18 protein-coding genes and 2 pseudogenes are annotated in these 21395 nt (G+C 69.4%); 10 read left to right on the plus strand and 10 right to left on the minus strand.

Annotated features, from left to right (window positions below; all coding sequences use genetic code 11):
• Nucleotides 1–246: 246 nt before the first annotated feature.
• The 6 genes and pseudogenes from ADK52_RS39305 to ADK52_RS20165 form a co-directional block, all read right to left on the minus strand.
• The gene (locus tag ADK52_RS39305; RefSeq protein ID WP_063783895.1) at nt 247–942 is read right to left on the minus strand and encodes a CPCC family cysteine-rich protein; all 696 of its coding nucleotides are present in this window, start codon (nt 940–942) and stop codon (nt 247–249) included.
• Entirely contained in the window at nt 936–2006 is a 1071-nt protein-coding gene (locus ADK52_RS44820) for an RHS repeat-associated core domain-containing protein (protein WP_324615929.1), read from the minus strand. Before ADK52_RS44820 ends, ADK52_RS39305 begins: the two co-directional genes overlap by 7 nt.
• An 878-nt stretch (nt 2007–2884) precedes the next feature.
• Complete coding sequence (locus ADK52_RS20160; RefSeq protein WP_053691251.1) at nt 2885–3877, minus strand: AraC family transcriptional regulator; 993 nt, start codon at nt 3875–3877, stop codon at nt 2885–2887.
• A gap of 293 nt (nt 3878–4170) precedes the next feature.
• Nucleotides 4171–4485: pseudogene (locus ADK52_RS40295) on the minus strand (transposase); the annotation flags it as partial.
• A 71-nt stretch (nt 4486–4556) separates the two neighbouring features.
• Nucleotides 4557–4712 carry a hypothetical protein gene (locus tag ADK52_RS41650; RefSeq protein ID WP_234344067.1) on the minus strand — a complete coding sequence of 52 codons (156 nt, stop codon included), beginning with the start codon at nt 4710–4712 and terminating at the stop codon, nt 4557–4559.
• A gap of 153 nt (nt 4713–4865) precedes the next feature.
• Nucleotides 4866–5798: a tyrosine-type recombinase/integrase gene (locus ADK52_RS20165; RefSeq protein ID WP_053691229.1), complete on the minus strand. Its 933-nt coding sequence runs from the start codon at nt 5796–5798 to the stop codon at nt 4866–4868.
• Between the two features lie 136 nt (nt 5799–5934).
• On the opposite strand from ADK52_RS20165, the gene ADK52_RS20170 reads away from it, so the two are divergent.
• The 4 genes from ADK52_RS20170 (at nt 5935) to ADK52_RS20180 (ending at nt 9967) form a co-directional block, all read left to right on the plus strand.
• Entirely contained in the window at nt 5935–6777 is an 843-nt protein-coding gene (locus ADK52_RS20170; RefSeq protein WP_234344069.1) for a nucleotide sugar dehydrogenase, read from the plus strand.
• Nucleotides 6747–7139 carry a DUF4240 domain-containing protein gene (locus ADK52_RS45065; RefSeq protein ID WP_420714921.1) on the plus strand — a complete coding sequence of 131 codons (393 nt, stop codon included), beginning with the start codon at nt 6747–6749 and terminating at the stop codon, nt 7137–7139. The genes ADK52_RS20170 and ADK52_RS45065 overlap by 31 nt, the downstream gene beginning before the upstream one ends.
• Before the next feature lie 225 nt (nt 7140–7364).
• On the plus strand, nt 7365–7871 hold the full coding sequence (locus tag ADK52_RS20175) for an allene oxide cyclase barrel-like domain-containing protein (RefSeq protein ID WP_234344071.1): 507 nt from the start codon (nt 7365–7367) through the stop codon (nt 7869–7871).
• Nucleotides 7872–8302: 431 nt separating this feature from the next.
• Entirely contained in the window at nt 8303–9967 is a 1665-nt protein-coding gene (locus ADK52_RS20180; protein WP_159045990.1) for a hypothetical protein, read from the plus strand.
• A gap of 19 nt (nt 9968–9986) precedes the next feature.
• Here the strand turns inward: ADK52_RS20180 and ADK52_RS42450 are convergent, their stop codons facing one another.
• From ADK52_RS42450 to ADK52_RS43815, 3 genes are all read right to left on the minus strand, one after another.
• Nucleotides 9987–10253, minus strand: coding sequence for a hypothetical protein (locus tag ADK52_RS42450; RefSeq protein ID WP_159045991.1), 267 nt, complete (start codon nt 10251–10253; stop codon nt 9987–9989).
• Between the two features lie 602 nt (nt 10254–10855).
• Complete coding sequence (locus ADK52_RS44545) at nt 10856–10987, minus strand: hypothetical protein (protein WP_267887281.1); 132 nt, start codon at nt 10985–10987, stop codon at nt 10856–10858.
• Between the two features lie 137 nt (nt 10988–11124).
• Nucleotides 11125–11391 carry a hypothetical protein gene (locus ADK52_RS43815; RefSeq protein ID WP_234344074.1) on the minus strand — a complete coding sequence of 89 codons (267 nt, stop codon included), beginning with the start codon at nt 11389–11391 and terminating at the stop codon, nt 11125–11127.
• Nucleotides 11392–11588: 197 nt separating this feature from the next.
• On the opposite strand from ADK52_RS43815, the gene ADK52_RS20190 reads away from it, so the two are divergent.
• The 4 genes and pseudogenes from ADK52_RS20190 to ADK52_RS43825 all read left to right on the plus strand — a co-directional run.
• Entirely contained in the window at nt 11589–14453 is a 2865-nt protein-coding gene (locus ADK52_RS20190; protein WP_053691232.1) for a peroxidase family protein, read from the plus strand.
• 11 nt (nt 14454–14464) lie between these two features.
• The gene (locus ADK52_RS20195) at nt 14465–15844 is read left to right on the plus strand and encodes a hypothetical protein (RefSeq protein WP_107090124.1); all 1380 of its coding nucleotides are present in this window, start codon (nt 14465–14467) and stop codon (nt 15842–15844) included.
• A 110-nt stretch (nt 15845–15954) separates the two neighbouring features.
• A complete protein-coding gene (locus ADK52_RS43820; RefSeq protein WP_053691233.1) occupies nt 15955–16260 on the plus strand; it encodes a thiamine pyrophosphate-binding protein in 306 nt (101 codons plus the stop codon).
• Between the two features lie 267 nt (nt 16261–16527).
• Nucleotides 16528–17388 (plus strand): annotated as a pseudogene (locus ADK52_RS43825) (thiamine pyrophosphate-binding protein); the annotation flags it as partial.
• An 81-nt stretch (nt 17389–17469) separates the two neighbouring features.
• Here ADK52_RS43825 and ADK52_RS43830 read toward each other — a convergent pair.
• Nucleotides 17470–20016 (minus strand): DUF6185 family protein, encoded by a 2547-nt coding sequence (locus ADK52_RS43830; RefSeq protein ID WP_053691234.1) that lies wholly within the window; start codon nt 20014–20016, stop codon nt 17470–17472.
• Between the two features lie 193 nt (nt 20017–20209).
• On the opposite strand from ADK52_RS43830, the gene ADK52_RS20210 reads away from it, so the two are divergent.
• Nucleotides 20210–20587 carry a hypothetical protein gene (locus ADK52_RS20210; protein ID WP_053691235.1) on the plus strand — a complete coding sequence of 126 codons (378 nt, stop codon included), beginning with the start codon at nt 20210–20212 and terminating at the stop codon, nt 20585–20587.
• 498 nt (nt 20588–21085) lie between these two features.
• The gene (locus ADK52_RS20220; protein WP_159045993.1) at nt 21086–21331 is read left to right on the plus strand and encodes a hypothetical protein; all 246 of its coding nucleotides are present in this window, start codon (nt 21086–21088) and stop codon (nt 21329–21331) included.
• Nucleotides 21332–21395: the final 64 nt, after the last annotated feature.

The following is a 21395-nucleotide window of genomic DNA, read 5'->3' on the forward strand; positions in this document are numbered from 1 at the left end:
ACCAAGCAACAGACCACCAGAAGGGCGCGACAATGCACCGTGCTCGGGCTCGTTGCAGCTATCGCAACAACATCCCGACAAGACCAGCATGCCGGAGACGAGTTCATCCAAGGACACGCCGGGCTCGGCCGACGACGTTTCGTGGGCCGCTTTGCTCCGGCGGCCATGGTCGACCGCGTACCGTCGCACACTGGATGCGGGGCCTCCAACCGGAGGCCCCGCAACTGCTCTGTACAGGCCCTGTTATCAGGGTGCCAGGATCTCGTCCGGGCTGCTTCGCGTGCAGGCGGTCAGCTCGTGGATGACGGCGCGGTCTGCGTTTACTCTGGCGCGGAACCGTCCAGCCTCCAACGAGAGGTGCACCGGCGTTGCGGGTCCGACGCAAAGTGTGATGCTGCCTGCTGGATTGCTGTTGCGTTGAGCCTCCAGAGCCGACTCGGCACCGAGGAGGGCGAGTTCCACCTGGACGGTGTTGAAGCCACTCTTGCGCCATTCGTCGGGCGGGTCGGCCGGGTAGGTTGGCAAATCGAATCGGATGAGGAATGAGGGCCCGTCCCAGTGCCAGCGGACCTCGTGCACGAAAATCCCGTCGAGTTCCGGGACAGCTTGCTCTCCATAGATCTCCAGGAGGATTTCGGGGTTATCGACGAATTCTACCCAGCTCTGCCTTCCGGGGGCCTCGTCCTGAGGAGATGGAATCTCCTCAGGACGAGGCCCCCGGACCCGCTCGATCAGGCGCAGCTCACTGGCACCGAACTTTGCGTAGTTCTGCCGCGCCTCGCGGAGTGTTACGTGGTTGGGGCCGCCAACATACCGGTCCGGATCCCGATAGTCCCCACCATCGTCCTGCCATCCACAGACAGGGCAGATTTCGTGGTACCCCTTGACTCGAACCGTCATGTACCCGCAGACAATGCAAGGCGAGGTGCGCACCGTCACCATCCCTCCGTTCCTGGCTGTTCGTCCCAATAACGCTGCGCATTTGCAGCAGATTTGGTTCCGTCTCGGCGAATCCTACTGTCGAAATACGTAATGGTTTTTCCGGTCTTCAGATCCGTGGTTCCAAATTCGTTGGTCGTGGGATTCCAGCGATAAACTTGGCCCTCAATCATGGACTCTTTCACCCTGGCACCTGGGGTCTTCGGACCGGCCAGGAAGTCATGCGCCGCCAGAGCATAGTCTTCCTCGTCGTAGATGTTCATGTCGCGGCCGTGGCGGCCGTAGTGGTCGTTCAAACTGGCCGGGCTGGTCCAGGTGGCCTTCGCCTGTTGTGTCTGGGCGTCGATGTCGTCGCAGTCCGGGTCCGGCGCCAATCCGAGCAGGTCGAACCTGGTGAGCGGGTTGTGGACGTACGCGACGGGATTGGGAGCCGGCCGCAGCCCCAGGGGATCCGGGGAGAAGTAGCGCGCGGTTTCGGGATCGCAGGTGCGGAAGTAGTTGTGGTGGAGGCCGGATTCCGCATCGAAGTACTGGCCGGGAAGGCGCAGAGGCGTGTATGCCCTCGCGTCGGGGTTCCACGTGGTCGTGCCCCAGAGGGTGCGGCAGGTACGCCACGCGACCTGCCCGTCCTCGCCCACCCGTTCTCGCGGCGTGCCGATCAGATCGGTGACGATCGCGAAGAATCGCTCGTCCACCACCGCCTGCGAAGCACCCTTCATGCGCTCCGTCTGAGTCAGCGGTTGGTGGCCGTCGTGGTCCCAGGTGAGGGTCACCGCCACCGGGGTGTCCGGGCCTCCCGCCGTGCTCTGCTCGCAGAGCATCGTGCCGTCCCAGGTGAAGACCGTCTCCTCCACGGCCTCCGGTCCGCCGTCCGCCGCCAGGCGCTGCTTGGCGGTACGCCGTCCCAGGGCGTCGTACTGGCAGCGCCAGCACGTACCGTCCGGGGTCACGACCAGCGCCAGCCGGTCTTCTGCGTCCCACTCGTACCGCCAGGTGTCGGGCTTGCGCGAGAGCCGCGTCTCCTGCCGCAGGATGACGCGGCCCCGTTCGTCGTGCTCGTCGCGCACAGCGCCCGCACGCATGATCCCGGGGCCCGTGTAGGCGCGCTCCCCACGTGCCTCCGCCCCCGGGTGGTCGTCCGGCCACGAGGCCCAGGCTGGTTGCCCATCTCGTCGTAGGCGTACCGCTCCGACCAGTTGTTGGCCCCTACCGCCGTCACCCGGCCGGCTGCATCGAGGGAGTACGGCCGGCCGCCGTTCAGGACGTCCTCGATGCCTGTCAGGAGGCCGTCAGTCCGGTAGCCGTAGCCACGTCGCTGGAGCGCCACGCCATTCGAGTTGCGTACTTGTTGGCCGGTGAGCCGACCGAGCGCGTCGAACTCCTGGTCCAACGTGACGGCCGAACCGACCGCACGGTGTACCTCGTGTCCTGCCGCGTCGCGCCCGAAGGTGATGGTCCGCCCGCCCGTGGTGAGCTTGCTGCGGCGGCCGTCCGCAGCGAATGCCCGACGGCTCTCCGCACCCGAAGGGGTCGTTCGTCCTGCGCGTCTGCCGAGGTCGTCGTACGCGTATGTGAGGGTCCGGCCGTCCGCGGTCTCCGACAGCAGCCGCCCGTGCCGGTCCCGCAGCCTGAGGGTCTCAGATCCGTCGGGAGCTGAAGCGAGCATGATTAGCATCGAGATTCGGGGCCACGAGAAAGCTGCGCTCGAAGCGGCGCACCGGCTCTCCACCCTGCTCCTGTCCATCGGGCCCTGTCGGCTGCGGCGTACGCCCGGAGAGGACGAAGTAAAGGCTCTCGTCCACGCGGACGTCAGCAGGGGTGCGGGTGAGGGCGGCTATCTCGACCCTGAGGAGACGGAGAGTGCAGACTCGTTTCTGTGGTGGATCCGGCCGCCCGCACGGGTGAGTTGTCGGACGAAGGCCTGTCGGAGCGGGGGTCGGGCCCGCTAGGCCGTCTCTTCCGGGTCTTCCTCCCGGGCCTGCCCGCGGAAGGCCCCGGGCGGCAGGCCGTAGGCCTCGCGGAACGCCCGGCTGAACGCGGACGCGTGCCGGAAGCCCCGCCGGGCGCCGATGACGTGCACGGGCACCTCCTGGTGCAGCGGGTCCGCCAGGTCCTGGCGTGCCCGCGCGAGCCGCTGGCCTTGAAGGAAGGCCGCGACCGTCGCCCCGTCCCCCTCCTGCTGGAACACCCGGTGGAGATAGCTGACGGAGATGTGGTGGGCGGCGGCGATCGCGGGGACGTCCAGCAGCGGATCGTCGGCGTTGTCCCGGATGAAGGCCATCACGCGGAGTGCCAGGGCGCGCCGGTGCGTCTCCGGGGTCAAGGACCGGTCCGCTTCGAGGACGCCGGCGAAGAGCGAGGCGACGAGATCGGCCAGTACGCCGCTCAGGCGCGGGCCCTCGGCCGGCCGGTAGGACCGGCTGTCCTTGGTCACCTGGTCGAGGAAGGTGGCCAGCAGGGCCCCCATTCCCTCCCGGGCCGAGATGCGCTTGCCGATGACCCGGCCAGCGGTTTGCGGGGGCAGCGGCAGCAGCGCCTTGGGTACCTCGACCCCGATGATCTCGACGGAATGCGGGCCGGAACTGATCTCGAACGGCCGTGACGTGTCACTGGTGTGGATGTCGAACACACCGTGCACCACGGTGTCCTTGCCCAGCGTCACCGCTCCCGCCCCGCGTTTGATCAGCGAGAGGTGGAACGCCTCGGGGTCCGACCTCGCTATCAGCTTCGGTGTGCGCTGGAAGGTCAGGGGACGGCATTCCATCGGATAGACCGCGATCCCGCCGAGCGAGATGACGCGCTGGTTCACCCAGAAGTCGGCGGCGTACTCACTGCGCATCTCCATGGGCGCATGCGTCTCCGACATCAGGGCCCGCCAGCTCTCGAAACGGTCGGCGGGCGCTAGTTCCGCGCTGCGGAACGCTATCTCGGGCAGCATGATCACGGGTTTACACCGGCCGTGGCGGCCCGCGCAACAAGAGCCGGGGCCCCGGGGCGCGGACGGCGGGGCGACTCTCCGTCAAGACACTGTGCACGCCAGGCCAATGCGCGGTACTCCGGGGCTTGGCAGAGTGGGCGCCGGAAGGTCGGTGAGGGGACGGGAAACCAGAGCCCCCGCCGACGACCGGGGCCTCGCGGTCCCGGCACTGAGCTGACGCCGCCCGAGGACGGGGGTTTCGGGCGGCGTCAGCTCAGTGCCGTGACCAGGCCGTCTAGGCGGTTTCCTTCGGATCACCTCGCTGACCAGATGAAGATGGCAGCGAGGTGGAGTCCGGCGAGGTAGATGGTGGCGGTCTTGTCGTATCTGGCGGCCAGGCCGCGCCATTGCTTGAGCTAGTTGATGCAGCGTTCGACGGTGTTCCGCTGTTTGTAGGCCTCGCGGTCGAAGGCCGGAGGTCTGCCTCCGAGTCGGCCGAGCCGTTTGCGGTGGGCGGCTTGGTCGGCGGGCTGAGGAATCACCGCCCGAATCCCGCGGCGTCGAAGGTGGCAGCGGATCGCTCGGGACGAGTAGGCCTTGTGCGCCAAGACCACGTCCGGGTGTCGGCGTACTTCTGAAAGTGGCCCTGGCGAAATTTCCGTGAGGCTGGGGTGTGCCACCGTGCGCCGGTGGCGCTCTGTCACAGGTAGCGGCGTCGGAGTATCGCCATGTGGATGACGCGGTGGCGGAGCAGTGGGACTCTGGCGCGGCCGGCCATGATCCGTTTCTGGAGCTTCAGGTCGGTGATGCGGCCTTCGTTGACGCCGGAGTTGAATGGGGTGGTGATGCCCTGCACGACCGCGGGCTGGGTTGGTGCCGGTCCGCTGCTGGACGAAGACGAGCAGGAGGCGGAGCGCGTCGCGGTAGGCGGCGATGGTGCGGGGGCTGGCCTGGCGCTGGCGGGCGAGCCGGTCGGTGAAGAACGCCTGCAGGGTAGGTGCGATCAGAGTCACGGGCGGGCCGCCTTCCGGACGCCGTCGCGGCGGGCGGCGGCCAGCGCGAGCAGTTCCGGGGCCGCCGACCGATACCAGTAGGTGCAGGCCGGTTCGCGGTGTCCCATGTAAGTCGAGAGCGACGGGATCCTCGCCTGAATGTTGTCCTCTGTGCGATACCAGTGCAGCAGGGTGCGAACAGCGAAGGTATGTCGCAGTTCGTGCAGTCGCGGTCTGTGCGGGGCATCGAGGCCGACGCCGGCGGTGTCGACCAGAGCCCGGAACACCGGATGGATGCAGGCGTAGATCAGCCGCTTGGCGGTGAGGGAGATGAAGAGCGCGGGGTCCTTGGGCCTGGGCATCAACCTTTCGCGCAGGGTGTCGTACTCGCGCAGCGCGTTCGTGGCGCTGACCTGCAACGGGACCAGCCGGGACTTGCCGAACTTGGACTCGCGGATGTGCAGCACGCCCTCGGTCCAGTCGATGTCGTCGCGGTCCAGCTTGATGGCCTCGCCGATGCGCAGGCCGGACGCGGCCAGCAGCTTGATCAGCGTGTGATAGGTCGCCGCCCGCAACGGCTGAGGGATCATCTCCTTGGCCGCGGCCATGATCGCCGCGATGTCGGCGTCGGAGTAGAGGAAGATCTGACCCCGGCGCCGGTTGTAGGGCACCAGCCTCAGCGGCGGCACCTCGGTCGCCGGGTCGGTCCCGCTCAGATAGCGGGCGAACCCGCGGACAGCGGTGATCCGTCGAGGGCTGACCGTCGTGACCACCTCGGGCTCGCGGGTCTTGACCCAGTCCAGCGCGGCGGCAACGGTCACGGTCTGTTCGCCGAGGTTGTCCATGAAGCTCACGAAGTCCGGCAGCAGATAAGCCGCTTCTGCCATCTGGTGCCCCAGCGAACGGCGAAGCCGCAGGTAGTCATCAACCGCCTGGCGAAGATCGGTCACGCCGCCTGGAGCGTCTGCTCAACATCAACACGAACGTCTGAGCGAACTCGGCTTTTCTCAGGCAGAGTTCGGCACCGATAGCGTCGGGGGGGCACACCGTGCCCGGCGTGCCCCCCCGACGAGACAAGGATCTGCAATGCGCGTTTCCGTGATCGGCTGTGGTCACCTCGGCATCCCGCACGCTGCGGCCATGGCCGAGCTCGGCCACGAGGTCATCGGCGTGGACGTCGACCAGGCCAAGGTCGACCGGCTCAACGCCGGTCAGTGCCCCATCTATGAAACCGGGCTCCCCGAGCTCCTCGCCGTCCACACCGCGAGCGGACGCCTGCGTTTCACCACCGACATCCGTGAGGCCGCCGACTTTGCCGACCTGCACTTCATCGGCGTAGGCCCCCCCATCGACGCCGACGGCCGCTCCTACGACACCGCACAGGTCTACGGAGCTGTCCGCCAGCTCGCCCCTCCCCTGACGCGGCCGTGCACGATCGTCGGCAAGAGCACCGTCACCGTCGGCACCACCGCTCAGGTCACGGCTCTCGCCCAGCGCCTGGCCCCGGCCGGCCAGGACGTCGACGTCGTGTGGAACCCGGAGTTCCTGCGCGAGGGCCACGTGGTGCAGGACACCCTGCGCCCCGACCGTCTCATCGCCGGCGTCACCACCGCCGAGGGAGAAGAAGCGATCTGTGCCGTGTATGCGCCGATCCTGGACGCGGGTGTCCCGATCTTCGTCACCGACCCGCAGACCGCCGAACTCGCCAAGGGCGCCGCGAACACCTTCCTCGGCCTGAAGATCAGTTACATCAACCGTCAATCACATCAAGATGGTCGAACGCCAGATGTTCGGACGAGCCGAGCTCCCCCTGCTCCGCAAACGCGTCCTTCTCACAGCCGCAGCAAACTGGTGACCCGGAGCCAGGACTTTCAGACCGCTGCGGCATGCTCGCCAGCATGGACGAAGACGCCTTCTGGCAGCTCATAGAGGACTGCAGGCCCACGGAACCTGACCCGGACGCCGAACTCCTTGCAGCCACACTCACCGAGCGGCTTGCCCGGTCACCGTTGTCACTGGTCATCGGCTTTGCCGAACAACTGTCATGGGCTCTCTACCGGCCTTCACTCCTTACACCATCGACCTCATCTGGGCCGAGCCCCTCCTCTACACACCGGACCGGGCATACAAGCGCATTACAGGGGAGGAATGGGGCCGCGATACCCGCTACTCCTACGAATCCTGCTCCAACACTGAGGGCTGGGGTGATCGAACACCATGGCCTGCAGGCGGTGACGAACTCCAGGGTCGGTGATCGTCCTCACGGAATGTGTGCCAGAACCTGCTTCTGACCTACGCAGCCACGGGGCGGAAGCCCGGACGCTGGACTAGGCCATGTCTTTCGGGTCATGGCAGGGCCCGGCTCGTCCGCTCCGGCGGGCCGTCGCTCGTCCGGGGTTGGTCCGATGAGGCGGATCTACCGGTGGTTCGCGAGGGGACGCTCCGGGCGGCACTGAAGCCGAGGTTATGAATACATCACCCGATCATCCATCGGCATGACCCTCAGGAGCCACACGATGCGCCCCATCAGAGAAGCCTTTCTCGGCACGGCCACTGCGCTGATCGCCCTTCTCGCCTGCACCCCCGCTGCGGCGGCCGCCGGGACGGACAGCCATTCCGGCCACGACAAGGGCAAGGAGCGGGTCATCACGCTCACTGGCCGGCTCGCGCAGCAGTCGTTCTTCCCCGTCAACCCCAACGGCCCCGCCGCCCAGGGCGACCGGACCGTCTTCCGCTCGGTCCTCCTCGACGAGGACGACAACGAAGTCGGCGAGACCGGTGGAACCTGCACCACCACGCGGGTCACCGACGGCGGAGCCGAGGAGTGCATCGTGACCTACAACCTCCCGGGCGGCCAGCTCTCCGTCCAGGGGATGCTCTTCAACATCGTCCCCGGCCCGCCCGGAGAGTTCGACAACGGGATCACGGGCGGCACAGGGGAATTCGACCAGGCTCGTGGCTGGGTCCACGCCAGCCCGATCAAGGACGGCAAGAGACTCTTCACCATCCACCTCAAGCACTGACCGCCCCCGCCCCCGCCCAGCAGCGCGAGCGGACGTTCCCGGCGGGCCTGCAGCAGTGACCGGCGGGCGATGGAGCCTACTCAAGGAAGGCCGCGACGCCTGGCAGGACAAGGGCTGCTGCGCGCCGCCCAACGCCGAGGTCCCCTCCGCCGGCCCCAAGGCCGATGCGTGCGGCAACTGCCCGCCCGGATGCGACAGCTGCAACTAGACCGCCCGCAGACGCGGTGAGGGCCCCGGCCGCTACCGGGGCCCACACCCGTCGCCGGTTCCTAGGGGCTCCACCCACTGCGTGCACGAACAGTCATGTTCGACCGATTCCGATCGATGTCGGTGACCCAGGGTTAGGTCGGGCTCGCCGGTGCAGAACAGACTCATCGCTCGCCCCACGGCACGGTGCGGCGAGGAGCCCTCGATTGGAACGGAGACGCCCCGTGCGCCGTCGCATCGCTGTCCTGCTGTTCACCTTCCTGGTGTGGTTACTCCCCGCGTCACCGACGCACGCATGGGACCGGGACGGCATAGGTCTGCCGTCCACGGCCGTGGAATCCAGCGGGATCGTGTCCGTGGCTCGCTCCGCCGACCAATTGGACGTCGTCTGGATCCGAGCCGACGGAGCCGTCGCCACCGCCCACTGGAGCGACGGCCGCAGGGTGTGGGACCCACAACTCGCGGCCCCTGCCGGCTCGGCCGCCACGGGGTCGTTGAGCGGCGGGCTCGCCGTCGTGGCCCGCAACCCCAGCCATCTCGACGTGTTCTGGATCCGTCCCGACGGAGCCGTCGCGAGCAGTTGGTGGGACGCCGCCACCCGGCGGTGGGCGGCGCCGTTCACCATCGCCCCGGCCAGGGACGCCCTGCCGGGGACGCTGGCGGCCGTGGCCCGCAACCCCGACCAGCTCGACGTGTTCTGGATCGGCCCGGACCGTGCCATCGGCACCACCGCGTGGAACCCGCAGCACGGCTGGCTTCGCCCTTGGCCGCTCACCGCTCCCGCGGCTGCCCGCTATCCGGCAGGGGCGCTGTCGGTCCTGTCCCGGACGCGTGACCAGCTGGACCTGTTCTGGGTCCGCCCCGACGGCGGCGTCTCGACCGCGTGGTGGAACGCCCAAGCCAACTGGCCCTCCCGCTCGATCGCACCGGCCGGGCACGTTCTGATCGGGGACCGGACCACACCCCGGCGAGCGGCCCTGACCGCAGTGTCCCGCCGTCCCGACCAGCTCGACGTGTTCTGGATCGGCCCCGACGGAGGTATCGGCACCACCACATGGAATCCGCGGCTCAACTGGCCCTCGCCCTGGCCCATCACACCGCCCGGTGCGGCGCTCCCGGGAGCACTGTCAGCGACGGCCCGCACGGGAGCCCGGCTGGAGGTGGCCTGGATATCGCCACAGAACCGGCTTCAGACCCTGTCGTTCGACGAGGGCATTCCGGGCGGATGGTCCGGGCGAGCCGCCTCCGCCGCGGGAAGCGCGCTGCCCGGCGCGGTGAACCTGATCTCCCGCAGGCCCGATCGGCTCGACGCGTTCTGGGTACGGCCCAACCACACCGTGGGCACCGACTGGTGGAGCCCGGAGCACGTCAACGTCCACATCCGCCTAGTGGACCTGCCCCATGCGGACCTCGTCGAAGCCACCTACGACGGCGAGCGCATGGCGCAGGTCTTCCGCCAGGCCGAACTGCGGGTCGACAGGGTCACCGTCGAGCACATGACGCATTCCGATACCAAGACCACGTACAACGTGGGCGCCTGCGACCGCGACGAGGCCACCGACAACGGGCCCCTCACCACCGACCAGAAGGACCTCCTGCAGGACAGGCCCAATGTCCCGACCACTGACATCGTGCTCTACGTCGTGGACTTCCTCGCCCCGGCACACACCGTGGGCTGCGGCAACTACGTCCCCGGCCAGCCGGCCGCCATCGTCTCACTCGACGCGGGACCGCTCGACTGGGCACACGAGGTAGCCCATGTGCTCGGCCTAGAACACGTCAACGACAAGACCAACCTCATGTACCCCGACGACAGCCGATCCGGCACGCCCCTCCTCACCGCCCAGCAGAAGACCACCATGTACCAGAGCCCGCTCAGCTTGTCGTGACTGGCCATGGCGGCTTCGCTCAGGACGGTTTCCACACAAGCCAGCGACAGGCGGTCGAGGAAGTGGAGTCGGCTGGAGCCGGTGAGCGATCAGCAAACAGGGCGACCGGCGGGTCCTCACGGGAAAGGTCGGCCAAGGCCACACCCCACCGGGCACGGCCTTGGTTCTCGCTGCGGAACACCAACAGTTCGCCGGAAGGGTCGAGCAGCAGCTCGTCCGGCTCCAGCAACGGATTCTGCTGGGCGACCAGGTCACGCCGTCGACCGAACAACGCAAGTTTGGACATACGCGCGGCTCTCCTTGTACTGGGCATGAGACGTGGCGATCGATCCCCTTCCACGCTACGCCGGGACGGCCGGCCGGCCGGGCCACGTGGAGGGGCGGCGACTGTCCTCCGGGATCCGGCGGAAGCGGCCCCGTCTGGGGTGCCGCCCACGGGGACCGAGGCCCGCTTGACATCCGGTGTTACGCCCGTGCAACCACACCGATCTTCCAGGTATTGCGTTTGGCAGCCGCTGGTTACTGCATGACAGCCGTGAGCAAAAGCGCTGCCGTCCGCTTCCCTGGGCGCACAGTCGACCTCGCCCCCGACAGCGCCAGGTGGCAGGCTCTGGAAGTGGCTGTCTCGTCCAACGAAGAGCCCTGCACACGCAGAATCCGTACCTACTGGTCACCGGCTCATCAGAGTTGCCACCGGCCCGGCGGGGCGGCTCACATCCGTGACAACCTCGCCCCGGTCGGCCTCCTGCCGCGCATCCTGCGGTCCACACGGCTACTCACCCTCGCCGACGAACTCGTCCTCGTAGTGCACCGACTCCCGGAAGGCTCCGAGGACGACCGCCGCCGCCCGTACGGCGGGCAGTTCCTTGTCCCGGACGTCCCCGACGATCATCCGGACCCATACCGGGTCTGGACGGCGTCGTACAGGTAGCCGCCGATCTGCGCGCCCGTCTCGGCCGCCAGGTAGATGCCGACCGCCCGTACGGGGCCCAGCCGGTCCGGGACCGGCCACAGCAGCACTTCCTGGGAGGCCGCAGCGATCCGGCGGACCTGGTTGAGCTGGCTCTCCCGGCGCGTGCGGGCGGCGCGGCTCGTCGTGAAGCTCGCCGCCGTGACCAGGGACAGGGCGAGAGGTTGGCGTAGACCTGTTGGCCGCGTCAGGCGTGATTGTGGGTGGCGGTGATCGCGCTGACCACGACGGCCGGGCCCGCCGCCACGAGCGTGCCCCTGGGTCCCGTCGTCACCGCAGCCAGGGCGGGTGTCGCGACCAGCAGGGGCCCCGCATAGACGACGTGCGCGGGCGTGAGCTCGATCAGGAGCACCAGCAGGGCGATCGCGCAGGGCACGCACTCCGCGAGGACGAAGAGGACCTGGTGGTGACCGCCGGCTTCCGGTCCCGGGGGCGAGCGCACGGGCGCTCTCATGAGTGCAGCCTGCCCCTCCCGGACACGCGGACGCCACCCCGTGTCCCCGGTGGGCCGACGGGCGGGGCCGGGGCCACCCGAAGGGGCCACGCCGGGAACCCGTCTGCCCCGCTCGGCACGACACCGCCGCGCACTTAGGGAAACCTCGTGGGGAGTGCAAGGAAGCCCCCGGAAGCCCCCTTCGTGAAGAGGCACGCATGGACGAGGTCGAGCGGTACGAGCGATACGTCGGCGGCAGCCCGGAGACCGAGCGGCTGGCCTTCGAGCGGCTGGCGAAGGAGCTACTGCGCGTACAGCTCAAGCTGAAGCGGCGCAGCGGCGCAGCCGCCCTGGAGCGGACCTTCCACGCCAAGGCGGTCCTCGGCGTGGAGAACGGGCGCCTGCGGTTCCGCGACGACCTGCCCGAGCAGCTGCGGACCGGGTACGCCCGGCCCGGGGCCGAGTACCCGGTGACGGTCCGGCTGTCCAACGCCAGCGGGGTCCGCCGGCCCGACTCCGCGCCCGATCTGCGCGGGGCGGCGCTGCGCGTCGAGGCGGGGCCCGAGGAGACCCACGATCTGCTGATGACCAGCTTCCCGGTCTCCCACGCCCGCGACGCGCGCGAGTTCGTGGCCTTCACCAAGGCCATTGCGGGCGCCGATTCGCGGCCGGCACAGGGGTTCGCGCTGTTCGTCAAGCTACCCCTTGCGGTCGGCTGGTCCACGGCGGGCCGCATGCGGCGCAACGTCGTCGCGGGGAGCAGGCGCACCGTGTCCAGCCTGGCGCTGGAGACGTACTGGAGCCGGGGCGCGATCCTGTGGGGCGCCGCGGGGCCGGTGCGCTACCAGCTGCGGCCCGCTCCGGGCGCCGCCCCGGCCCCGGCGGGGGCGTCGGCCGGTCCCGACGGCCTGCGGCGCGAGCTGGCACAGAGGCTGGGTGCCGGGGACATCGTCTTCGAGCTGTGCGTACAGCGCTACGTGGACCCGCGGCGCACCCCTGTCGAGGACGGCGCAGCCGAGTGGAGCGAGCGGGACGCGCCCGTGGTGCCCGTAGCCACGCTGATCGTCCCGCGCCAGGACGTCCACACGGCCGAGGCGCGCGCCGCCGAGGCGCGGGTCGACCTGCTGGCCTTCAACCCGTGGCACACCGCGGAGGGCTTCCGTCCGCTGGGGAACCTCAACCGTGCCCGCAAGCTCGCCTACGAGGCGAGCAGCGCGCACCGTCTGGGCCGCCGCTTCGTGACCGTGGAGCCGCGCCGCAACGCCCTGCTCGGGACCCCGCTGCGGGCCGCCTTCCGTTCCGTGAACCGGGTCGTCCCGTGGCACCGGCTGCCCACCCCGGTCGCGCTGCTGAACCTGATGGCGTTCCGGCAGACGCTGCGCCGGCACAACCTGATCGACACCGAGGTGCACGAGGCGCCGCCCAAGGCGGGCCCGGTGGAACCGCCGGTGGACGAGGAGCTGCTGGTCAGGCGCAGCTACGACGGCAGCCACAACGACCTGTCGCAGCCGCGGATGGGCGCCGTCGGCGCGACCTTCGGGCGTTCCATGCCGCCGGTGTACCGACCGGACCGGTTCGACACCCCGAACCCGGTGACCGTGAGCAGGGAGCTGCTGCGGCGCGAGGCCTTCATCCCGGCGAAATCGCTGAACGTGATCGCCGCGGCCTGGATCCAGTTCCAGGTGCACGACTGGGTCAACCACAAACGGGTCCCGGTGGGCACCAGGAGCGTCGAGGTGCCGCTGCCGCCCGGCACCGACTGGCAGAACACCCCGGGTGGACCGCGCGAGAAGGTGATGCGCTTCGGTGACGACGAGCCACTGCTGGACGCGGCCGGGAGCGGGCGGCCGCCGATCGTGTTCGCCAGCGGCGTGTCGCACTGGTGGGACGGTTCGGAGGTGTACGGCGGCGACCAGGCCGTCGCCACGTCCCTGCGCGAGCCCGGCGGCGGCGCCGGGCTGCGGCTGGAGCGGGGGCACCTGCCGACGAGCGCGGACGGCCTGCCGGTCACCGGGTTCAGCGACAACTGGTGGCTCGGCCTGAGCGCCATGCACACCCTCTTCGCCCGCGAGCACAACGCGGTGTGCGAGGCCCTGCGGCACGAGTACCCGCACCTGGACGAGGACCGGATCTACCACACGGCGCGGCTGGTCGTCTCCGCCCTCATCGCCAAGATCCACACGGTGGAGTGGACTCCCGCGATCCTGGCCACCAAAACGCTCGACATCGGGATGCGGACGAACTGGGAGGGGCCGCCGAAGAACTGGCTCGACCAGCTGGGCGTCTGGCTGCTGGAGGCGAACGGCAAGGGCGGCATCCCCAGGACCCTGCCCGACCACCACGGGGCCCCGTACGCCCTCACGGAGGAGTTCGTCACCGTCTACCGGATGCACCCGCTGATCCCCGACGACTACGAGTTCGTCGACCACCGCTTCGGCCGCCGGCTCGACACCCTCGGCTTCGACGACCTCCAGGGCGCCGCGGCGGAGCCGCTCATCCGCAAGACCGGCTTGGTGGACTCCCTGTACTCGCTGGGCATCGCCAACCCGGGAGCCATCACCCTGCACAACTTCCCGCGCTCGCTCCAGGCGTTCCGGCGCGACGGGGAGGTTATCGACCTGTCCGTGGTCGACCTGGTGCGCTCCCGCCGCCGCGGCGTCCCCCGCTACAACGACTTCCGGGCCGGGCTGCACAAGCCGCGGATCCGCCGGTTCGAGGACCTGTCCCAGGATCCGGAGACGGTCGCGCGGCTGCGGGACGTCTACCGTTCGGTGGACGACGTCGACACGGTGGTGGGGCTCTTCGCCGAGAACCCGCCCGCGGGGTTCGGCTTCAGCGACACCGCCTTCCGCGTCTTCATCCTGATGGCGAGCCGGCGGCTGCAGAGCGACCGCTTCCTCACCGTCGACTTCCGGCCCGAGATCTACACGCCGCTCGGCATGGACTGGATCGCCCGCAACGGCATGACGAGCGTCATCCTGCGGCACTGCCCCGAGCTGGCGGGCGTCCTGCCGCGCGGGGCGAGCGCCTTCGCGCCCTGGCGCCCGGTCCAGCCGGTCCGCAACCACGACGGCCGCGGCTGAACGGGAGGGCCATGTCCGCACCCGAAGGCCCCGGCCGCCGCCACCCCGGCTTGGAGGAGCTGCTCGCCCGGCCGCTGCTGGAGACGGTCTTCGGCCGGCGCACCCACCGGGTCAGCCGGGGAGCCTCCGTGCCCGCCGGGTCGATGAGCTACAGCTCCCCGCACCCGCCGCGGCCGCTGGACGAGCTGGAGGAGGCGGTGCTGATCGCCCTCACCGGCTCCTCCGGGCTCACCATGCCCGACCGGCCCTTCGAGGACCCGCGCGACCACAAACCGATCATGGCGAAGCCGAACCTGAACATGACCGGGCGGACCGCCGGCAGCCCCGACAACGCGCAGGCCACCCACTTCTTCATGATCAACGACAGTGGCACGTACTACTTGCGCAAACTGCCGCCCGCCCCGTGGTACCCCTTCGACCCGGACGCCCTCGTCGAGCGGGCCCGCAGGGCCAAGGTACGGGTACTGGACCACCGGCTGGACGTCGCCGAGGGGATGCGCGACTTCCCGGCCTACCTCGACTCCAACCGGTTCCTGTCCAACCTGCCGGGCACCACCCTGTTCCTGCCGGTGGTCGACCTCTCCCACCAGTACGTCAACGCCCTGATGTACCTGCTCACCCAGCCCGACGGAGCCCGGCCCACCTTCGTCGACGACCGCAACTTCTACCGCCCGGCCGGGGTGCGCAAGTGGGTCGAGAACGGCTTCCTCAACCCCGACATCAAGATGCCGCTCGGCGCCCTGGGGCCGATGCGCACCCAGATCGAGGCCGATCTTCTGCTGCAGAACATGATGCTGGTCGCGGACGCGATGGGGCTCGGCGCCTGGATCCACGCCACGATCAGCCCGCAGATCATGCTCGGCGACCCCAAGTTCTCCCGCGCCTACGGCCGGATGCTGGGCTTCGACTTCGTCACCCCGAAGTTCCGCCCCCTCGACGTGCTTCGCTGGCAGGTACCGCTGCCGAAGTACGCGGCCCTGCGCGCCCACCCGGTGGGACTGCGGGCCGGCGACGAACACCTCATCAAGGCCGCCTGTCCGCCCCACTACCCGTCGATGGCGGAAGCCGTCGACTCCGTCGTCCGGTCCAAGTTCGGCAAGGACGGCATCTACGCGGACAAGGAGCTCTTCACCCGCGTCTACAAGGACGACTACGCGCAGCGCTACCTCGCGGAGGCGAGCGAGTACGACCGGCAGGTCATCGACTGCGCACGGGACATCTGCGTGTACGTCCACGAGACCCACGGCCGCTTCCCCGCGCACACCGACGCCATCCACGTGCCCGGCGTCTGGCTGCAGACGCACCACGTCGAATCCGAGTACTACGACCGGTTCTTCCGGGGCGGCCTGACCGAGGCGCACCGTCGGCACGCCGCCCACTGGGACACGTAGCCCTACCGGAAGGGAGAGGCGATGAGGGTCTACGAGGCCATCGTCAAGGGGCTGCGGGCGTCGGGGTACGGGCGGCCTTCGGCGGTGCCGGGGAGAACACGGCCGGCCTGATGCCGGCGCTGAAGCACTCACGGCTGATCCGGCCCGTCATCACGCGCCACGAGCAGGCCGCGTCGTTCATGGCCTGCGGCTACGCCATGTACACCAACAGGCTGGGGTTCTGCTTCGCGACGGCCGGGCCGGGCGCGTTCAACCTGTTCTCGGGTCTGGCGGTGGCCATGTCGGACTCCTATCCCGTCCTCGCCGTCTCGGGGTACGCGTCGATGGAATGGCGCGGATGGGGCTCGCTCAACGAGACCTCGGGGCTGAACCGCACGCCCGACTCCCAGGCCATGTTCGCCGCCACGACCAAGTAGTCCTTCCTGCTCACCGATACCGCCGACACCTGCGACGTCCTGGAGGAGGCGGTGAACACCGCCTTCGAGGGCAGGCCCGGACCGGTGCACATCCACGTACCCGAGAACCTCACCCACCGGGGCGTCGAGGTACGGAACTTCCGGCCGGTGAAGCTCGACGTGCCGCCGGTGCTGCCCGGTCCCGCGCGCGTCGAGGAGATCGCGGACGTACTGGCGGACGCCCTCGCGCGGGGCCGGCGGATCGTCGCGCTCGTCGGCTTCGGCGCGGTGCGCAGCGCGGCGGGACCCGAGATCAAGCGGCTGATCGAACGCTTCCGGATCCCGCTGCTCACCACCCTGGACGGCAAGGGCATCGTCTCCGAGGGGCATCCGCTCGCGGTCGGCGTCTTCGCGGACAGCGGCCACGCCAGTGCGTGGAAGGCCTTCCGCGAGGCGGACGTGGTGCTGTGCGTCGGCAACTCCCTCAACCAGCACACGACGTTCAATTACCGCCAGGACCTCTTCGAGGACAAGCTGCTCATCCACGTGAACATCTCCGAGGGCGAGTTCCACAAGGCCTACCCGCCCGACCACGCGCTGCTGTCCGACGCTCGGCCGGCGGTGGCCGCGCTGACCGACGCGCTGGAGCGGAGGGTCGGCGATGTCCCGCCGGTGGAGGTAGACGGGCGTGACTACGAGGCCCGGCACATCACCCACCTGACGGGAGGGATCCACCCCGGGCAGCTCGCGCGGTCGATCGGCCGGATGCTTCCGCCGCGGGGGGTGCTGCTCGCCGACGCGGGGGCCCATCCGGCGTGGCTCGGCTACTGCGTGGAGCTGCAGGAGGGGCAGAACTTCCGGAAGGCCGGCTCCTTCGGGCCGATGGCCGGACACGTCAACGGGGCCGTCGGTCTGAAGGTCGCCCATCCGGAGCGGACGGTGGTCGTCGGCTGCGGCGACGGGTGCTACTCGCTGTCCGGCTTCGAGCTGATGACCGCCGTGGAGAACGAGATCCCGGTCATCTGGGTCATCTTCAACGACGGCCAGTTCAAGCTGATCAAGCTCTTCCAGCTGGTCACGTACGGCGAGTCCGCGCTCGTCGAGTTCCGGAACCCTGACTTCGCGGCGTACGCCCGCGCGTGCGGGGCGGAGGGCTACAAGGTGGAGACCCTGTCCGAGTTCGAGGAGGCCTTCCGCGCGGCCCTGCGCGTTGGACTGAGGGGGTGGGCCCTACTTCGGCCGGGAGTCGCTGCCGGCCAGGCTGCGCCACACGCCAACGACGATCGCCAGCTGGGCGGCCAGGTAGGCGACCTGCGCGGACAGGCCCCGCAGCTGGTAGACCGACAGCAGCAGGCCGACGCCGCTGGGCCAGAACCTCCTCTCCTCGCTGAAGGTCTCCATGTCCATCCAGATGCTCGTGAGCGTCAGGACCAGGAGCATCAGCGCCACGTGCAGGAAGACGTACCCGAGTTCCGTGTCGGTGATCTGGGTGACCAGGGCGCCCACGCAGACGGGGATGGCGTAGGCAGCGGTCAGGCTCAGCGCCCGCACCGGACTTCGGCGTCCGGGGAGCACCCGCCACAGCGCCCCCAGGACCAGACCTCCTCCAGCCCATGCCACCTGCCACGCCAGGCACTTCGCCGCGATCTCCGGCAGTCCTGTGAGGCTCTGGAACGTGGCCATCTGGGTCCGGTCGTCCTTGAGGTAGCTCAGCCAGACGAGGGCGAGACTGGCCGGGAACCCAAAGCAGAATGCCAGGCGCGCGGCACTCTTGGCGTTGTCCCACCAGTCGTCGCCGGGCCCCCAGCTGAGGGCTGCGTCCAGTACGGAGATCTGGGCTGGTGGACGCCCCTTGCCTCGCCCGGCGGACAGCCAGTGGTGAAGCCCGTCCAGCCTCTTTTCCACCTCCTCGCGTGAGAGGTCTCCCTCCGCCCGGCCACGGTCCAGCGCGTACAGCTTGTGGTGCAGGTTGCGGAACTCGTGGGCCTTGTTCAGCAATACGTGCCGGCGCCGCTTGGTGCCCAGTCTTCGAACGCGGAACTCCTCTTCGGTACGACCCAGTACGGAAAACCCCCGGCCGACCGTGACCACGGCGTACAGCGAGGCGATCATCAGCAGGAGCCAGACACCGAACAGCAGGTTGGAACCCGCGAACTCGACCTGCCGGAACCCCACGGAAAGGGTGAAGACCGCGACGGTCAGCAGGAGATCGGCCTTGGCCGGCCCCAACGGCGGTCCTTCGTCACACTCTTCGGGCCGACCCCGCCGGTCTCTGACGCGGATCTGCAGCAACGCGACGAGCGCGATGCCCGTCAGCAGCCACGCATAGGCGTAGACCCACGTGAGGCCGGAGTAGGGGAACTGGACGAGAAACCCGACCCATTCCCGGCTGCGGGCGGTCTCGGGCCCGTCGATGAGCCAGTAGACGCGACTCCACAAACGCGCGTGCGTCCACCAGAAGGAGGTGAGCAGCGCCGCCGCCATCACCGCGAGCAGGGCTGTCGCAACCACCGTGGAACGGATCGGCGCCTCGTCCCACGCCTTGTTCCAGGAACGCCGGGCCATCGCCCCTTCCCGCACGAAACGCCACGCCCATGCCGCCATCGCAGCGAGCCACAACCACAGCGTCCCCAGCGCCAGCAGTGTCAGCCCGATGAGGCCCGGAAGGGCGACGACCGACAGGAAGCCGGACACCGCCACGGCTGAGGCGATCAGGCTCACCGCCCAGGCCCGACGTCGCTGGGCGTCCTTGACGTCGATGCCGGCTGCTGTCTCCTGCGCGGTGGGGGGAGACGAAGACGTGATGTGACGCCACGGACGGGCGGCCAGCACCAGGACCAGAGCCAGCGCAATGGCGACGAGGTGGCGCCAGGACGGTCCGGCGGATGGGGGCCGATCCACGATCAGCACGCGCAGGACAGCCGCCACCACCGCGCTGAGGACGGCCCACAGCAGGATCACCCTTGCGAAGCCGACCGGTCCCGGGGTGCCGGAAGCAGCTGGTGAAACGGATGCACCGGGCTGCCTCCGCAACGCATAGAGCACGGCCACCACGCTCACCAGCGAGGTGAACGCCCACCAAGTGGCGACGCCCACCCAGCCCAGGGTCCGCCACTGCTCGCCCACATTGAAGGAGCGCTGCCAGGGGGGCTCCACCTCGACCCGCACGTCGAAGGGTTCCGGTTCGGACCACACCAGGCGCTCCGGGTCGGCAGAGGAAGGCGGAGGAAAGACATTGGTGGCTTCGAGCCCGTCCAGTTGGACCTCGACCTGGCCCCACTTGGCATTCTTCAGCGTGTTCGGCGGCCGGAGGAAGACGCGCCAGTTGTCGCCCTTCCTGTTGACCTCGATCCGCCATGGACCGAGCAGAAAAGGCCTGTTCTGCTCGATCCATGCGGTCGCCTCGTAATTCACGGTGACCAGGTCGCCCCGGACGCTCACCCGCGGGTCGTGGAAGCGCCACTCACGACTGCGCGGGGCGGTGTCATCCCCCCGGAGGAGGCAGCGCATCGCCTTCTGGTACAGAGCCGACTTCTCGCTGAGTGCCAGATCCATGGCGCGGGGCCATTCCTTCGCGGAGACACTGACAATGAGGGTCGAGATCACCTGAGCGTAGGTGCGGTCGTGATAGTCGAAATCGAGCCTGGCACTCACGTTGCGGGCCTTCAGCCTCCCCGCCTCACAGACGTCGACGGCGTGCGCCTGCTGTGCCCCGCCCCACGCCGCCATGGCTGCGGTGAGCAGTAGGATCAGGCTCCACCACCGGGTTTGCACCATCCCGCCCCGTTCACATCGTCTCCTCCGGCACCCCGTCCTGAGACCCTTTAACACGTATTGCACCCCGCCGCACCCGGACACGCGGCCGCCGCACCCCGCTCACCCTCCCGGCCTCCGCCAACCGGATTGCGGAAGAACGCTCCGCGGCCGACGATGGCATCGGGGGGCCTGCCCACACTCCACGGGACGTGCCATGACCCACCCCAAGGAATCCACCGCGCGCAAGCTCCCCCGCTTCGAGGAAGCCGAAGGGCTGGGGCCCTCGGACGCGGCGTTCGTACGGGACCTCGTCGAGGTACTCGAGAAGCACGGGAACCTGGACCGCTTCGGCCTGTGCCTGCTCCACGACCACTTCCCGCTCGCCCCCGACGAGGTCATGGTCGAGGCGAACGACCCCGCCGCGCGCACCCTGCACGCCCACGTGGAGAAGCGGGACCGGACGCGACACGTCAAGCCCTCCCAGTGGCGGTTCGCGCCCCACGGCGCCGCGGTGGACGAGGGCGGGCCGTACCAGGTCGTCATGCTGTGCGATCCGCTCGACTTGTGCCCAGGCTGCGGCGGGTCGCGCTGACCGGCCCGCACGGCTGATCCTGCTCGGCGCGAGGACGCCTCACCGCACCTGCGCCGCCAGGCACCCACGTGGCACCTCGTGTGCGGCCTCTCAACGACGATCCCGAATCGCGCCCCGCGTCACGACCGAAACGACGGAAGTCCCCACATAGGGGCCGAGCCCGGCCCTCAGCAGCTCCGCGACGGCGGGTTCCGCCGCGTCGTCGGCGAGCTCGACGCGCATGTGGTCCGTGGAGACGGCGAGTGCTCGTCAGGCGGCGGCAAACTGGGCGGGGGCTCCGGTCCGGCGTCGGGCTCGAAGCTGGCCCGCAGGATGGTCTGGGTTCCGTCGCGGCGGGCGAGGCGGATATCTCCACCGGGCCGACGTCCGTCAGCACGGCCTTCGCGCGGGTGCCGTTGCGGCTGTTCCCGCCGTTCTTCCCGGCTGGGTCGTGCTTGTCATAGCCGAGGCCCTATTTGGTCGGGGCGGGTGAGTGTGCGCGGGGAAGGCGAGGCGGTCGTGGTGGAGCTGGACGAGACGGGGCGCGAGCGTCTGATCCGTACAGCGGGCTCGTTGAAGGCGCAGGCGCGGGCGCGGATCGTGCTGGCGGCGGCTGCGGGCCTGGACAACGGGGCCATCGCGCGGGACCTGGCGGTCATCGTCAACATGGTCCGCAAGCGGCGTGGACGATTCGCGGCCAAGGGCCTCAAAGGGTTCAAGGATGCAGCCGCGCGGGCCGGCCCAAGACCTACGGGCCCCTGGTGAGGATGGCGGTCGTGGCCGCTGCCACCAGTGCGCCCCCGCACCGCACCTCGGCGGCGGGGTCCCG

This window comes from Streptomyces sp. WM6372 (assembly GCF_001279655.1).
Taxonomy (GTDB): Bacteria; Actinomycetota; Actinomycetes; order Streptomycetales; family Streptomycetaceae; genus Streptomyces.

What these genes read in the sequence shown, in the direction of transcription:
- ADK52_RS20190 (WP_053691232.1), top strand. Translation starts at nt 11,589, where the DNA reads ATGGACGAGGTCGAGCGGTACGAGCGATACGTCGGCGGCAGCCCGGAG.
- ADK52_RS20195 (WP_107090124.1), top strand. Translation starts at nt 14,465, where the DNA reads ATGTCCGCACCCGAAGGCCCCGGCCGCCGCCACCCCGGCTTGGAGGAG.
- ADK52_RS20170 (WP_234344069.1), top strand. Translation starts at nt 5,935, where the DNA reads ATGCGCGTTTCCGTGATCGGCTGTGGTCACCTCGGCATCCCGCACGCT.
- ADK52_RS20160 (WP_053691251.1), bottom strand. Translation starts at nt 3,877, where the DNA reads ATGCTGCCCGAGATAGCGTTCCGCAGCGCGGAACTAGCGCCCGCCGAC.
- ADK52_RS43830 (WP_053691234.1), bottom strand. Translation starts at nt 20,016, where the DNA reads ATGGTGCAAACCCGGTGGTGGAGCCTGATCCTACTGCTCACCGCAGCC.
- ADK52_RS42450 (WP_159045991.1), bottom strand. Translation starts at nt 10,253, where the DNA reads ATGTCCAAACTTGCGTTGTTCGGTCGACGGCGTGACCTGGTCGCCCAG.
- ADK52_RS20210 (WP_053691235.1), top strand. Translation starts at nt 20,210, where the DNA reads ATGACCCACCCCAAGGAATCCACCGCGCGCAAGCTCCCCCGCTTCGAG.
- ADK52_RS20175 (WP_234344071.1), top strand. Translation starts at nt 7,365, where the DNA reads ATGCGCCCCATCAGAGAAGCCTTTCTCGGCACGGCCACTGCGCTGATC.
- ADK52_RS39305 (WP_063783895.1), bottom strand. Translation starts at nt 942, where the DNA reads ATGGTGACGGTGCGCACCTCGCCTTGCATTGTCTGCGGGTACATGACG.
- ADK52_RS43820 (WP_053691233.1), top strand. Translation starts at nt 15,955, where the DNA reads ATGCCGGCGCTGAAGCACTCACGGCTGATCCGGCCCGTCATCACGCGC.
- ADK52_RS45065 (WP_420714921.1), top strand. Translation starts at nt 6,747, where the DNA reads ATGGACGAAGACGCCTTCTGGCAGCTCATAGAGGACTGCAGGCCCACG.
- ADK52_RS43815 (WP_234344074.1), bottom strand. Translation starts at nt 11,391, where the DNA reads ATGAGAGCGCCCGTGCGCTCGCCCCCGGGACCGGAAGCCGGCGGTCAC.